Here is an 11,789-nt window from a genome sequence, read left to right as displayed (position 1 = left end):
CACCCCTGGCACCGCATCGGAGAAAACTTCCGGGCACGCCTCGAGTTCAAGGCTTCAGCAACGCTGCGACCGGCACTACTGCATTGGTGGTCAAACTCATGAGCCCGTACCGGTCACGTTCTCGGGAAGTCTCCTCTTCGTCAAAATCTTCTTTTTTGCCGAAGTTGTACGACGACACGAAGTAATCGGTAGAATCCCAGCTCCACAGGGCCGCCACATAACGGGGCTTGCGCGTCACGTTGACGACGTTGTTATTGTGCTTCACCAGACCGCGATACAAGATGTATTCCCCGCAGTCTTTAGATCCACAGTAATACCGATCCTCCTTGTCCCACGAGAAATGCGCTGTCGAGAATTCATCATAGTCAATCTTCCCTCGATCCCTTCTCATCAGGTCAACGGACAGCACGGCTTCAATCATGTCATAGCTCGTATTTTGAGGGAGCTCTACTACATATTCCCAATGCGCTTGCTCGCCTGCGTCAAGCCAGTACCCCGGCTCCCAGGGCTGCCCTGTTTTTATGGTTACAAATTCAGGGTGTCGGGCGTAAATATCGTAATCCTCCCCGGCTTCGGCAATTTCTTTCCAGTCCTTCATCTTTTTGGTTGTCACAGATGAGTATTCGGCAGATCTCTCGTTGATCGAATAATCGGAGTTGATGAAATAAGCACCCACTGCCCCGACGTTCTTCACGTGGAACTTGACCGGGAGGTGAACAAAGGGGAGGTAAGGATCAGGCTGCGACTTTCCGAATTCCACTTTCATTTCCACAAGCGTGGGCACTGAAGATGGCTGATACATCGCAGAATACGCGAAATTGACGGTGGCGATCAGTGCCGTCGCAAACACGCCGGCCGCGAATCGTTTCGGATGCGGAATACCCGTCCATGGTTTATAGCGAATGATTACGTACAGTGCCCACAGAGACCAGGACCCAATGAGCAGAAACGCTCGTACATAAGGCACGTACTCCCTCTCCTGCAACCACATGAACAGGAAAAGGCCATTGGTCGAAATAGCAATTATGACACCGAGCGAGACCAATGCTCCAGAGAATCGCAGGCGCCGAATTCCCCAGTAATCGATTGCCGCGAATGCCGCTACGCCCTGTATCACGCCAGACAGGATGAACAGGCATCCTGTGATCCGTTGTGCGAATGTCAGCGCCCCGAAAGCATCAGGAATCCCGACGTCAATGAGAAGGGCCATGCAGCCGAGCAGCCCGACCATCATGAGTGTGATCGTTGTGCGCCTTCTCCAAGGGCGGTCGGGCCACGTTCCGCTGCCACCTCCGCGCCAACATATGGATGTCTGGTCTTCTAGATCCATTCCCTCGGGGTAGCCGAGACGCTTGAGGATCTTTCGCATCCCTCGCAATGACCAGGCGTAGCCCACCGTTTTCTCATGAATGGTGACGGCCCGAAGGCCGCGTTCGTCCGGCGGCTCAACAATCACCCATGGCTGAGTTCTCATGCGGTTAGTCTTGGATCCGAGTGAGCAATCCGCACGCCACGCTACTCCATTCGCATGTGCGCGACGCCGCTAAGGGCTGTCCCGTAATCCCTGGTGGATCAGCGTGCGGCGTCAGATGCGGTGCATCGCAAGGCGGAGGGACGTCCGCATACTGGATGTATGCGGACGTCCCGACAACGCGGCGAGGTGCCGTAGCTGTCGTCGCACGCCCGCCAGGGATTACGGGACAGCCCTTAGTGAGCCTTTTCCAACCTCAGCCTGAGCTGGTCAGGTGGAGGGTGAGGACGGCTTGGACGAGGCTCGTGATCCAGGTCGTCGAGCGGCGGAGCTTGCGGAGAAGTCGCCAGGACTTGAGGGTGGCGACGGCCTGTTCGACCAGCGCCCGGATCTTCGCGTGGGATCGGTTGACGGCCTGCTGGCCGGTGGACAGGCGGTCCCATCGGCCGCGGTAAGGGACGCGTACCGCGCCGCCTGCGCCCTGGTAGCCCTTGTCTGCCCAGCAGGTGATGCCGGCCTCGGTGAGAGCGGCGATGATGCCGTGCTCGCGAGCGGCCCTGACGTCATGGAGGGCACCGGGAAGGGCCGGTGAAGCCCACAGGAGACGGCCCTTCGGGTCGGCGATGACCTGCACATTCATGCCGTGCTTCTTGTGCTTGCCCGAGTAGAATGGCCGGTCGACAGCGATCCGGTCGATCGGCAGGAGCGTGCCGTCCAGGATCACGAACGCCTTCCTGCGCGCTGTGATCATCGCTGAGGCCAGGGGCGGGGCAATGGCGGCCAAGACGTCAACGGCCTCGTGTATGTAGCGATACACGGTCGCGATACCGACGCCGAACCCGGCGGCGAGTTGGGCGTAGGTGTCCCCGCACCGCAGGTGGGCAAGCACAAGCAGAGCCTGCCGGCCGACGGGAAGCCGCCGCCAGCGCGTCCCGACCTTGTGTCGCCGAGCCCACAGTTGCTCACTCAGGTAGCGCAGGGCGCGGCTGGACAGATCGATCGACGACGGGTAGGCAAGCAAACGGAGCTCCTGGCCAGCATGTGATTTTGGTCGTGACCCCAACTACCAGGAGCTTCGTCGCGTTGTACAGCTGGCCAACTCGCCTACGGCGCGATCAGGTTGGAAAAATGCCTTGAGAGAGGTCGAGGCCGGTTAGCGATGCTCACCCGGCTCAGCCAGCCGCCCGCAGCGGGCATCCGGTGCCAACACGTGCGTCGAGCTCGGCCCGCAGGGCGGCAAGCTGCGCCATACGCGCATCGATAACCTTGATCTTGTCCTTGAACAGCGCGGACAACGCCTCGGCGGTGTCGGGCGCGTTCCGCAGTTCCTCGCCGGTCTGTGCGATCTCGGCCAGCGAGAAGCCGAGCGTCTGTGCGGTGCGGACGTACTGCAGCCAGGGCACTGCTTCCGGCGGGAAGTCGCGATAACCGTTGGCCAGACGCCGCCCCGTGACGAGACCGATCTTCTCGTAGAAGCGGATGGTGTCCCTGGTCAGTCCCGCTTGCGCGGCCAGCTCCCCGATACGCACGGCTCTCCCTGAACTGCGGACTTGACCTTGGACAGTACTCCACTGTTTACCGTCGTGGCGTCCGTGCAGGAGACCAGCAGGAGCCTCGCCTTGTACCGTCTTTTCGCCCTTCCCACCCCGCCTATCTTCGCGTCGTACGCACAAGTGCTTGGTACGACCTCGTGGTCACAGCCGGTTTCGCCACGCCGTGGACCTACGCCCTGGTGCACGACGCGCTGTCGAAGATCGGTGACGCGCTCGGGCTGGGCGCCCTGCCTGCCCTCGACCCGATAGAGATCCTTTACGCGAATCTGATGGGTTCAGTGGTGGTTGTCTGGGCGCTGCTCCGGATCATCAGCCTGCTGCCAGTGCACGGACTGTTCGACGGCATCGCGCGCACGCTTTTCGCCGCGTGGCAGGCGTATGCGCTGGCACACGGTGCCCCGCGCTGGCTGTGGCTGTTCTTCGTTGCCGAGGTGGCGTTCGGCGTCGTCCAGCTTGTGCCGTGGTGGCGGGCTCGACGCACCGACCTTATGGACCCCTCTGCCGGACAACCGCTCGGCGACGCGGGCCGGCAATACCCAGACGAGTCTCTTGGCTGAAAACCTCAGTGGCCTCGTCACTCCGTCAGAAGCAACTGCCCTGCCAGCGCACCAGGTTGGAAAAGGCTCAGTGGCTTCAGTAGACGCCGGCGCAGTGCCGTTGCCGCCTCGCTCCCGCCCTGCCTGCAACAGAGACCAGCTCAGAGCCTTGTGCAGCATCCTTCAGGGGCGTGACTCTTCCGCGAGTTTCAAGGCGTAGGAGGGCCACCATTGGCCCGCCTTCGGGCCGCCCTTGCACTCGCCGTCCGACTCGCCTGGGCGCTTGATCCACAGGTAGGCGTCCACCAAGGGGTCTGCCGTGTGGGTTGTGGGGGTTTCGCCCAGGGCTCGGCCCGGGGGGTTGCACCAGCGTTCGTTCTGGTCGCCCCCCGTGTACGGGCCGTTGCCGTTGCGGCCGGTGTCGATGACGAAGTGTTTGTTGCCGACCTTGGCGGAGAGTTCCTTGCCGTAGGCGATGGAGTCCTCGGTGGAGTAGAAGTTGGAGACGTTGACGGAGAATCCGTCGGCGTGTTCGATGCCCGCGCGTCGCAGGGGGTCGTGGATGCGGGCGGGGTCGTCCCAGCCGGCGTTTCCGGCGTCGAGGTAGACCTTCGTGTTCTTCAGGGCCTTGAGTGTGGTGACGGCGCCGTCCAGGAGGTTGTAACGCTCCTCGTGGAACGCGTCCTGGGTGCAGCCGTCGACCAGGTGCAGCACGGCGTCCGGTTCCAGGATCACCGTGGCGGGGCGGTCGCCGATGCCCTTGGCCACGCCGTCGATCCAGGCGCGGTAGGCGTTGCCGTCGGCGGCGCCGCCCTGTGAGTACTGGCCGCAGTCGCGGTGCGGGATGTTGTAGAGGACGAGGAGCGCGGTGCGGCCGGCCTGGTCGGCGGCCTCGGTGAAGCCGCGGGCCTGTTGCTCCGGGTTCTCCGGGAGGATCCACTCGCCGGTCGGCTGCTCGGCGATCTTGCGGATCTGCTCGGCGTCCGTCTTCTCGCCTCTCTTCTCGTACGCGGCGACCTGCCGTGCCGCGTTGCCGTCCGGGTTGACCCAGAACGGGTTGGTGCCCTTGGGCTGCTGGGTGATCCGGGCCCCCTGTTCGGGCCGCTCGGGTTTCCCGTCCTCGCCCTCTCCCGACGACGAACATCCGGTGATCAGCAGCGCCGCCCCCAGCGCAGCCATGACCCCCCTGCTGACGTACATCCAACTCCCCCTTGGCTCACGCCAGTTCACGTACCAATCCTGACATACACCCAATCATGCCCACGAGGTGCCCGAGGCGTTGTCGGAGAGCTGTTACGCGCCAGGGGGCTGGGCTCACACACCCGTTCCCGTCAGGTACGCCGACACGATCACGTTGGCCGTGTAGCCACCGCTCGCGCGGTCGAAGGTGCCGCCGCAGGTGATCAGCCGCAGTTCGGCGCGGCCCGGCCGGTGGGGGCCGTAGGCACGGTCGGCGTCGAAGTGGTCGCTGCCGACGACCTCGACGTCGTCGACGGTGAACTCGGCGATCCTGCCGTCGTCCCGGACCACACGGACCCTGTTCCCCGGGTGCAGGGTGCCGATCTTGTAGAAGACGGCGGGCCGGGTCTCCGTGTCGACGTGGCCCACCATCAGCGCGGTGCCGGCCGCCCCCGGCTTCGCTCCGGCCGCGTACCAGGCCACGACGCCCGCCTGGTCGTAGGGCGGCGGATCGATCGCGCCCCGCGCGTCCAGGCCGCGGCCCACGACCGGTGCCTGCACGTTCAGGTCGGGGATGTCGATGCGCTGTGGGAGGGCGTCTCGCAGGGGCTTGGCGGCGGGCGGCAGATCGGCCTCGGCCTTCGGGGGGCGGCCGACCGCGGCCAGGTCCCCCGTGGTCGACCCCGACGCCCCCCGCCGTACGTCGGTCACCTCGCGGCCCCACAGCCACAGCCCGAGCAGCACCAGGGTCCAGGTCAGGAGCGTGAGCAGCCGTCCGGCACCGGAGGAGCGTTCACCGTCGGACATGGGTCAGTCCGTTCCGCGGCTCCGCCGGACGCTGCGGAGGGCGACGGCCACCGCGGCGACTCCGGCGAGGACGAGGCCGGTCACCGCCTGGGCGGCGCCGGGGCCGGCCGCGCGGGCGTCGTCGACGTCGACGGAGGAGTCGGCCACGGAGGAGTCGGCCACGGAGGAGGAGAGGTGGGCGGTGCCGCCGCCGCCCGCGTGGACCGGGGCGACGGGAGAGGTGTGCGGTGACGGGGTGGAGCGGTGGGGGCCGTGTCCGACGGGCCTGGTCACGACGGTGAGGGCGCCCTTGAGGTCGGACCCGGCGCAGGAGACCCTGACGTCGTACGAGCCGGCCCGCACCGAGGACCGGACGCGGGTCTCGCCGACGAGGGTGCCCTCCCCGCCGGAGAGGTGTGCGTCGGTGACGAACGCGGCCGACGCCGCCGTGGCCGTCGTACCGGTGCATCCGCTGACCCGCACGCCGATGTCGGTGCCGGGGGCGGGGGTCGAGGGGGTCACCGAGAGGCCGGGTCCGTCCGCCGCGTACGCGGTCGGGGCGAGGGCGGCGACGGTGACGGCGGCACCCGCACAGAGTGTGACTTTCAGTGAGCGCATCGTGAAACCTCCAGCTCTCTGGAGACTCCCCCGCGCGGCCCGCCCACGCATCCGCTGGGCGGAACCACTGCTCCGTACGGGTTACCTGTGCGCTGCTCTCAGATCCGGTCCACCAGGTCCGCGATCGAGTCGACGACCTTCGACGGCCGGTACGGGAAGTTCTCGACCTGCGCCGGCGTGGTCAGGCCGGTGAGCACCAGGAAGGTCTGCATCCCGGCCTCCATGCCGGCCAGGACGTCGGTGTCCATGCGGTCGCCGATCATCGCGCTGGTCTCGGAGTGCGCGCCGATGGCGTTGAGCCCGGTGCGCATCATCAGCGGGTTCGGCTTGCCCGCGAAGTACGGCTTCTTGCCGGTGGCCTTGGTGATCAGCGCGGCGACCGCGCCGGTCGCGGGGAGCGGGCCCTCGGTGGAGGGGCCGGTCTCGTCCGGGTTGGTGCAGATGAACCGGGCGCCGGCGTTGATGAGCCGTACGGCCTTGGTCATGGCCTCGAAGGAGTAGGTGCGGGTCTCTCCGAGGACCACGTAGTCGGGCTCGTGGTCGGTGAGGATGTAGCCGATGTCGTGCAGCGCGGTGGTCAGACCGGCCTCGCCGATGACGTACGCCGAACCGCACGGCCGCTGGTCGTCCAGGAACTTGGCGGTGGCCAGGGCGGAGGTCCAGATGTTCTCGATCGGCACGTCCAGGCCCATGCGACGCAGCCGTGCGTGCAGGTCGCGCGGGGTGTAGATCGAGTTGTTGGTCAGCACCAGGAACGGCTTGCCGGACTCCCGCAGCTTCTTCAGGAAGGCGTCGGCGCCGGGGATCGGGATGCCCTCGTGGATGAGCACACCGTCCATGTCGGTGAGCCACGACTCGATGGGCCTGCGGTCTGCCATGTGCGGGATCTCCTGCCGGACGCCGTACTGCGTGAGCCCCAGCCTAGACACAGGCCGGATCTTGAGGGAACGCGGGGATGGCGGTGAATGCAGGGATTACGGGATTTGTAAGGCTTGCAGGGAATCAGCGCCGTCTGCGCACCAGCAGCAGCGCACCTCCTACGAGGAGCAGGGCGACGGTCGCGGCGATGGCCCCGCCGGGCGAGGTGAGGCCGGTGCTGGCGAGCTCGTCGGCGAAGGGCAGCCGGTCGATCCGTTCGGGGGGTGAGGACTCGGGCGAGGGGTCGGAGTCGGGGTCGCGATTGGGGTCGGGATCGGCTGCTCCCCTCTCGACCGTGAACCGATAGTCGTTGGACTGTCCCACCCAGTCCCCGTCCTCCTCGTGCCGCTGTACGACCGCCGCGTTGACGGTCACCTCGTTCGGCACGGCGTCCGAGGTGAGCGCCAGCCGCACCTTCACACTGAGCGTCGCTCCGGGCCCGACGGTGAACCCGGGGAAACCGTCGTCGAAGGCCCCGACCAGCTCGTCCTGGTCCGTCGTCACGAAGTGGACGGGGTGGGGCCGCTCCCCGTCGTAGAACTCCAGCCGCGGCTGCGAGGCCACGAGCGCGCGCTTCGCGTCGACCAGCACGACGACGGGGTGAATGGCGGCGCAGGTGCGGGAGGTGGTGTTGGTGAGATCCACATACCAGGTGCCGTACCCGCCCCCGGCCTCGTAGGAGTCCTGCCCACCCTGAATGCGTGTGGTGAGCGGGAACTGCCCTTCCTCACCACCGGCTCCGCAGACAGGCTCTCGCACCGCGTGCGCGGGTGTCGCGGCCACGGGGAGCAGGAGGGCGGCGGCGGCCAGGCAGAGAGGGGCGGCGGGAGTGCACAGTCGCATGAACACATGAGCTTGGTGGATGGGGAGGGGAGTGGGGAGCCGGCGGGCCGGTAGGTACCTCGAACGGCCCCGGTATTCCGCCCGTTCAGCGGCGCCCGTCGGCACCCGCCGCGGCGAGGCCCTCGAAAACCAGTGGATCAGCGCCGCTGTGCGCCATTACCGTGCTGCCGAACCGAGTCGTCTGGGTAAGGACGTGCCGTTGTACACCGTGTGAGACCTCCCGAGTGCTGATTTGTCGCGCGTCGCGCCTGTGCGCCGCGCTCCTTTCTGCTGCGGACTTCTCACTGAAATCGGTGTATTTCTGTGCTCAATAGCTGGGTGGTCATGCCCACCTGCCTGCCTCTCGTTCTCCGTCGATGCCACGCGTGCGCGTCCGAGCGCTTCCGGGCCAACGGCAAGTTCCGCGTCAACGCCAACCACAAACTCATCGACGCCTGGCTCCTCGCGCTCTGTACCGGTTGCGGGGAAACCACGAAGCTCACGGTCCTGGAGCGGATGAACGTGCGCTCCGTTCGACCTGAGCTGCTGGACCGGATGCATGACAACGACCTGGGGCTGGCAGCCGAGCTGCTCCAGGATCCGGTCGTGCGGCGCCGTAACCGCATCGCCCTCGACTGGGACGACGCCTGGCGTCTCGACACCGGCGGATCGGATCACCTGGACCGCGAGGTGATCGACATCTCGGTCCGTTTCGCGGCGCGGATTCCCGTCCGGCCGGTGCGACTGATCGCCGAAGGCTGCGGTCTCTCCCGGGCCGAGGTCGAGAGACTGATCACGGAGGGGAACCTCGTCTCAGCAGTCCGGCTGACCGGCAAGCTCTCGGGCGACTTCACCTTCACGCTCAAGCGCTAGTCCCGCGATATCGCGGGCAGTCGTGCCGCTGGGGCGGCACGGGTGGGCGCGCGGCACCCTGTCAACGCCGGGCTGCGCGACCCACCCGCGCCGACCCGCAAGCACAGCGTCCCTCAGACGTCCCCCCGCCCGAACAACGGCCCCAGCAACAACTGAGCCGCGCCCACCGCAACCCCCCACACCCCGCCGGAGGCAACCCGCACGGGCACCGCGCTCCCCGTCGCCCCCTCCCGCCGAGCCAGTTCCTCCAGCACCCCCGCGACCCCCCGTACGAACCGCTCCGGCGCCTCCTCCACCGTCCGCCCACCCAGCAACACCAGATCGATGTCCAGCAGGGCCACCAGATTCGCCGTCCCCGCCCCCAGCACCCGCGCCGCCTCCTCCGCGTCCCCCCGCCTCATGGCCTCCAGACACAGCACCTCGATGCAGCCCCGGTTCCCGCACGAACACACCGGCCCGTCCAGCTGGATCACCTGGTGCCCGAACTCCCCCGCCCCGGTCCGCGCCCCCCGGTGCAGCAGCCCGCCTATCACCAGCCCGGCCCCCAGCCCCGTACCGAGGTGCAGATAGGCGAAGGATCCGCTCTCGCCCGCCACGGCCAGCCCCAACGCCGCCGCGTTCGTGTCCTTGTCGACCACCACCGGCACCCCCAGCCGCGGCGCCAGCGCGTCCCGCAGCGGAAATCCGTCCCACTCGGGAAACCCGGTGACCCGGTGCAGCACTCCGCGCGCGTGGTCGAGCGGCCCGGGGAGCGCGACGCCGAGCCCGAGAAGTGATCCGTAGGCGGCCAGTGAGCCGGAGCCCGAGCCCACGCCCCAGCCCGATCCGAGGCTCCAGCCAGTGCCCTCCGAGCCCGGCTCCGGTTCCGCGGTGGGCCCGAGCACCTCCGCCACCAGCCCCTCCGCGTCCCGGGCCACGGCCGAGACGACCGCGTCCGCTCCCGCCCCGAGGTCCAGCGCGGCGCGCCGCTCCCCGACCACCGCCCCGGCGAGGTCGACGAGCACCGTCCGCAACTCGTCCCGGTCGAGATGCACGCCCACCGCGTGCCCGGCCTCCGGCACCAGCCGCAACGTCGTGGGCGGCTTGCCCCCCGTGGAGGCCCCGCGGCCCGCCTCCGCCACCAGCCCGTCCTCCCGAAGCCGGGCCGTGATCTTGCTGACCGCCTGCGGGGTGAGTCCGGTGCGCTCGGCGAGGTCGAGCCGGCTGATGCCCCCCGGTCCCGCCGTACGCAGCAGATCGAGGACGAGCGCGGTGTTGTGACTGCGCAGGGCGAACAGGTTCGCACCGACGGAAGAGCCCTTCATGCCCCCTATTGTCCTCCCTGCTTGCACTTTGGCAACAGCGTTGCGAAAGTGGAGGTCATGACTGGACGCAAGACTGGTGACACCGCCCTCCGCGTGGGCCTCGTCGGCTACGGCCTCGCCGGCTCCGTGTTCCACGCCCCGCTGATCGCCGCCACCGAGGGCCTCGTCCTCGACACGGTGGTCACCTCGAACCCGGAGCGGCAGCAGCAGGCCCGCGCGGAGTTCCCGGACGTGCGCACGGTGGCCGGTCCGGACGAGTTGTTCGAGCGGGCCGGGGACCTGGACCTCGTCGTCGTCGCGTCCCCGAACAAGACCCACGTCCCGCTCGCGACCACCGCCCTCGAGGCCGGTCTGCCGGTCGTCGTCGACAAGCCCGTCGCCGGTACGGCGGCCGAGGCGCGCACCCTCGCGGCCCTCGCCGAGGAGCGCGGCCTGCTGCTCTCGGTCTTCCAGAACCGCCGCTGGGACAACGACTTCCTGACTCTGCGAAGGCTGCTCGACGCGGGCGAGCTGGGTGACGTGTGGCGCTTCGAGTCGCGTTTCGAGCGCTGGCGCCCGCAGCTGAAGGGCGGCTGGCGCGAGTCCGGCGACCCCGCAGAGATCGGAGGTCTGCTCTACGACCTCGGCAGCCATGTCGTCGACCAGGCACTGGCCCTCTTCGGTCCCGTCACCCAGGTCTACGCCGAGTCGGACATCCGCCGACCCGGCGCCCAGACGGACGACGACACCTTCATCGCGCTCACCCACGCCGGCGGCGTCCGCTCCCACCTGTACGTCTCCGCGACGACCGCCCAACTCGGCCCCCGCTTCCGGGTGCTGGGCTCGCGGGCGGGCTACGTGAAGTACGGCCTGGACCCGCAGGAGGCGGCGCTGCGGGAGGGGCAGCGACCCGGCACCACCCCCGACTGGGGCACGGAGCCCGAAGAAATGTGGGGCCGAGTCGGCGCCGGAGAGTCCCCGCTGACCGGCGGCGGCCGCCCGGAACCCACCCTCCCCGGCGACTACCCGGCCTACTATGCGGCCGTGGCCAAGGCACTGCTGGACGGCGGCCCCAACCCGGTGACCGCCCTGGAGGCGGCCGCCGCCCTCGACGTACTGAAGGCGGCCCGCCGTTCGGCACAGGAGAAGGTGGCGGTGACGCTGTGACGCACAACCAGGAAATCACCCCGAAGTTCCACCCCGAGCTCACCCCGCCGCTGGAGGAGCTCGAGGCCCAGGAACGCCGTCTGGTCTTCCGGCAGTTCACCCACGACGACGCCTGGGAGCTCGGCTCCCTCCTCGTCGACCTGGCCCGGGAGCGGCAGGCCCCCCTCGCCATCGACATCCACCGCGCCGGCCAGCAGCTCTTCCACGCCGCCCTGCCGGGCTCGACCCCCGACAACGACGCCTGGATCGCCCGCAAGCGCCGGGTCGTGGAACGCTACGGCCACGCGTCGTACCTGGTCGGCGCCCGTTTCCGGGCGAAGGGCACGACGTTCGAGGAGTCCTCCCGCCTGGACCCTGACGTGTACGCGGCCCACGGCGGCTCCTTCCCGATCCATGTCGAGGGCGTGGGCGTGATCGGCGCGGTCACGGTCTCCGGGCTGCCGCAGTTGCAGGACCACCGGTTCGTGGTGGAGGCGCTGGAGCAGTTCCTGAAGATGTAGAGCCCGCAGGGCCTGTCGGGAATGCCGACCGAGGTCCCTCCCGTTGGCACGTGCTGTACGCGTGATGATCAACGGGCACAGCG

Annotated in this window: 13 protein-coding genes; 4 read left to right on the top strand and 9 right to left on the bottom strand. The window is 68.0% G+C overall.

Features of this window, described 5'->3' with window-relative positions:
* Positions 1 to 46 precede the first annotated feature (46 nt).
* The 3 genes from ACGFNV_RS41415 to ACGFNV_RS41405 all read right to left on the bottom strand — a co-directional run bounded on the left by ACGFNV_RS41415 (position 47) and on the right by ACGFNV_RS41405 (position 3,000).
* Positions 47 to 1,474 (bottom strand): Yip1 family protein, encoded by a 1,428-nt coding sequence (locus tag ACGFNV_RS41415; protein WP_393630151.1) that lies wholly within the window; start codon positions 1,472 to 1,474, stop codon positions 47 to 49.
* A gap of 253 nt (positions 1,475 to 1,727) precedes the next feature.
* Positions 1,728 to 2,492 (bottom strand): IS5 family transposase, encoded by a 765-nt coding sequence (locus ACGFNV_RS41410; protein ID WP_393630149.1) that lies wholly within the window; start codon positions 2,490 to 2,492, stop codon positions 1,728 to 1,730.
* A gap of 151 nt (positions 2,493 to 2,643) precedes the next feature.
* Entirely contained in the window at positions 2,644 to 3,000 is a 357-nt protein-coding gene (locus ACGFNV_RS41405) for a MerR family transcriptional regulator (protein WP_329272090.1), read from the bottom strand.
* Positions 3,001 to 3,161: 161 nt separating this feature from the next.
* Here ACGFNV_RS41405 and ACGFNV_RS41400 point away from each other — a divergent pair, with 161 nt between their 5' ends.
* On the top strand, positions 3,162 to 3,581 hold the full coding sequence (locus tag ACGFNV_RS41400; protein WP_393630147.1) for a hypothetical protein: 420 nt from the start codon (positions 3,162 to 3,164) through the stop codon (positions 3,579 to 3,581).
* A gap of 162 nt (positions 3,582 to 3,743) precedes the next feature.
* On the opposite strand, the gene ACGFNV_RS41395 is transcribed toward ACGFNV_RS41400, so the two are convergent.
* The 5 genes from ACGFNV_RS41395 to ACGFNV_RS41375 form a co-directional block, all read right to left on the bottom strand.
* Positions 3,744 to 4,760, bottom strand: coding sequence for a glycoside hydrolase family 6 protein (locus tag ACGFNV_RS41395; RefSeq protein ID WP_393630145.1), 1,017 nt, complete (start codon positions 4,758 to 4,760; stop codon positions 3,744 to 3,746).
* 114 nt (positions 4,761 to 4,874) lie between these two features.
* Complete coding sequence (locus tag ACGFNV_RS41390) at positions 4,875 to 5,546, bottom strand: class F sortase (protein ID WP_393630143.1); 672 nt, start codon at positions 5,544 to 5,546, stop codon at positions 4,875 to 4,877.
* Between the two features lie 3 nt (positions 5,547 to 5,549).
* Positions 5,550 to 6,143 carry a hypothetical protein gene (locus ACGFNV_RS41385; RefSeq protein ID WP_393630142.1) on the bottom strand — a complete coding sequence of 198 codons (594 nt, stop codon included), beginning with the start codon at positions 6,141 to 6,143 and terminating at the stop codon, positions 5,550 to 5,552.
* Positions 6,144 to 6,241: 98 nt separating this feature from the next.
* Complete coding sequence (locus tag ACGFNV_RS41380) at positions 6,242 to 7,021, bottom strand: HAD-IIA family hydrolase (protein ID WP_393630140.1); 780 nt, start codon at positions 7,019 to 7,021, stop codon at positions 6,242 to 6,244.
* Between the two features lie 124 nt (positions 7,022 to 7,145).
* The gene (locus ACGFNV_RS41375) at positions 7,146 to 7,910 is read right to left on the bottom strand and encodes a hypothetical protein (RefSeq protein WP_393630138.1); all 765 of its coding nucleotides are present in this window, start codon (positions 7,908 to 7,910) and stop codon (positions 7,146 to 7,148) included.
* A gap of 297 nt (positions 7,911 to 8,207) precedes the next feature.
* On the opposite strand from ACGFNV_RS41375, the gene ACGFNV_RS41370 reads away from it, so the two are divergent.
* The gene (locus ACGFNV_RS41370) at positions 8,208 to 8,756 is read left to right on the top strand and encodes a DUF1062 domain-containing protein (RefSeq protein WP_393630136.1); all 549 of its coding nucleotides are present in this window, start codon (positions 8,208 to 8,210) and stop codon (positions 8,754 to 8,756) included.
* Positions 8,757 to 8,869: 113 nt separating this feature from the next.
* On the opposite strand, the gene ACGFNV_RS41365 is transcribed toward ACGFNV_RS41370, so the two are convergent.
* The gene (locus ACGFNV_RS41365; protein ID WP_393630134.1) at positions 8,870 to 10,060 is read right to left on the bottom strand and encodes an ROK family protein; all 1,191 of its coding nucleotides are present in this window, start codon (positions 10,058 to 10,060) and stop codon (positions 8,870 to 8,872) included.
* A 57-nt stretch (positions 10,061 to 10,117) separates the two neighbouring features.
* Between ACGFNV_RS41365 and ACGFNV_RS41360 the strand changes: the two genes are divergently transcribed.
* Positions 10,118 to 11,206, top strand: coding sequence for a Gfo/Idh/MocA family oxidoreductase (locus ACGFNV_RS41360; protein ID WP_393630132.1), 1,089 nt, complete (start codon positions 10,118 to 10,120; stop codon positions 11,204 to 11,206).
* A complete protein-coding gene (locus ACGFNV_RS41355; protein WP_393630130.1) occupies positions 11,203 to 11,706 on the top strand; it encodes a heme-degrading domain-containing protein in 504 nt (167 codons plus the stop codon). Before ACGFNV_RS41360 ends, ACGFNV_RS41355 begins: the two co-directional genes overlap by 4 nt.
* Positions 11,707 to 11,789: the final 83 nt, after the last annotated feature.

The organism is Streptomyces sp. NPDC048751, assembly GCF_043198595.1.
In the GTDB taxonomy this organism is placed as follows: Bacteria; Actinomycetota; Actinomycetes; order Streptomycetales; family Streptomycetaceae; genus Streptomyces.
This window is presented reverse-complemented; position numbering and strand designations above follow the sequence as displayed.

Bases quoted from the DNA above. Each gene is read 5' to 3' on its own strand.
- ACGFNV_RS41360 (WP_393630132.1), top strand. From the start codon at position 10,118: ATGACTGGACGCAAGACTGGTGACACCGCCCTCCGCGTGGGCCTCGTC.
- ACGFNV_RS41390 (WP_393630143.1), bottom strand. From the start codon at position 5,546: ATGTCCGACGGTGAACGCTCCTCCGGTGCCGGACGGCTGCTCACGCTC.
- ACGFNV_RS41415 (WP_393630151.1), bottom strand. From the start codon at position 1,474: ATGAGAACTCAGCCATGGGTGATTGTTGAGCCGCCGGACGAACGCGGC.
- ACGFNV_RS41385 (WP_393630142.1), bottom strand. From the start codon at position 6,143: ATGCGCTCACTGAAAGTCACACTCTGTGCGGGTGCCGCCGTCACCGTC.
- ACGFNV_RS41380 (WP_393630140.1), bottom strand. From the start codon at position 7,021: ATGGCAGACCGCAGGCCCATCGAGTCGTGGCTCACCGACATGGACGGT.
- ACGFNV_RS41395 (WP_393630145.1), bottom strand. From the start codon at position 4,760: ATGTACGTCAGCAGGGGGGTCATGGCTGCGCTGGGGGCGGCGCTGCTG.
- ACGFNV_RS41365 (WP_393630134.1), bottom strand. From the start codon at position 10,060: ATGAAGGGCTCTTCCGTCGGTGCGAACCTGTTCGCCCTGCGCAGTCAC.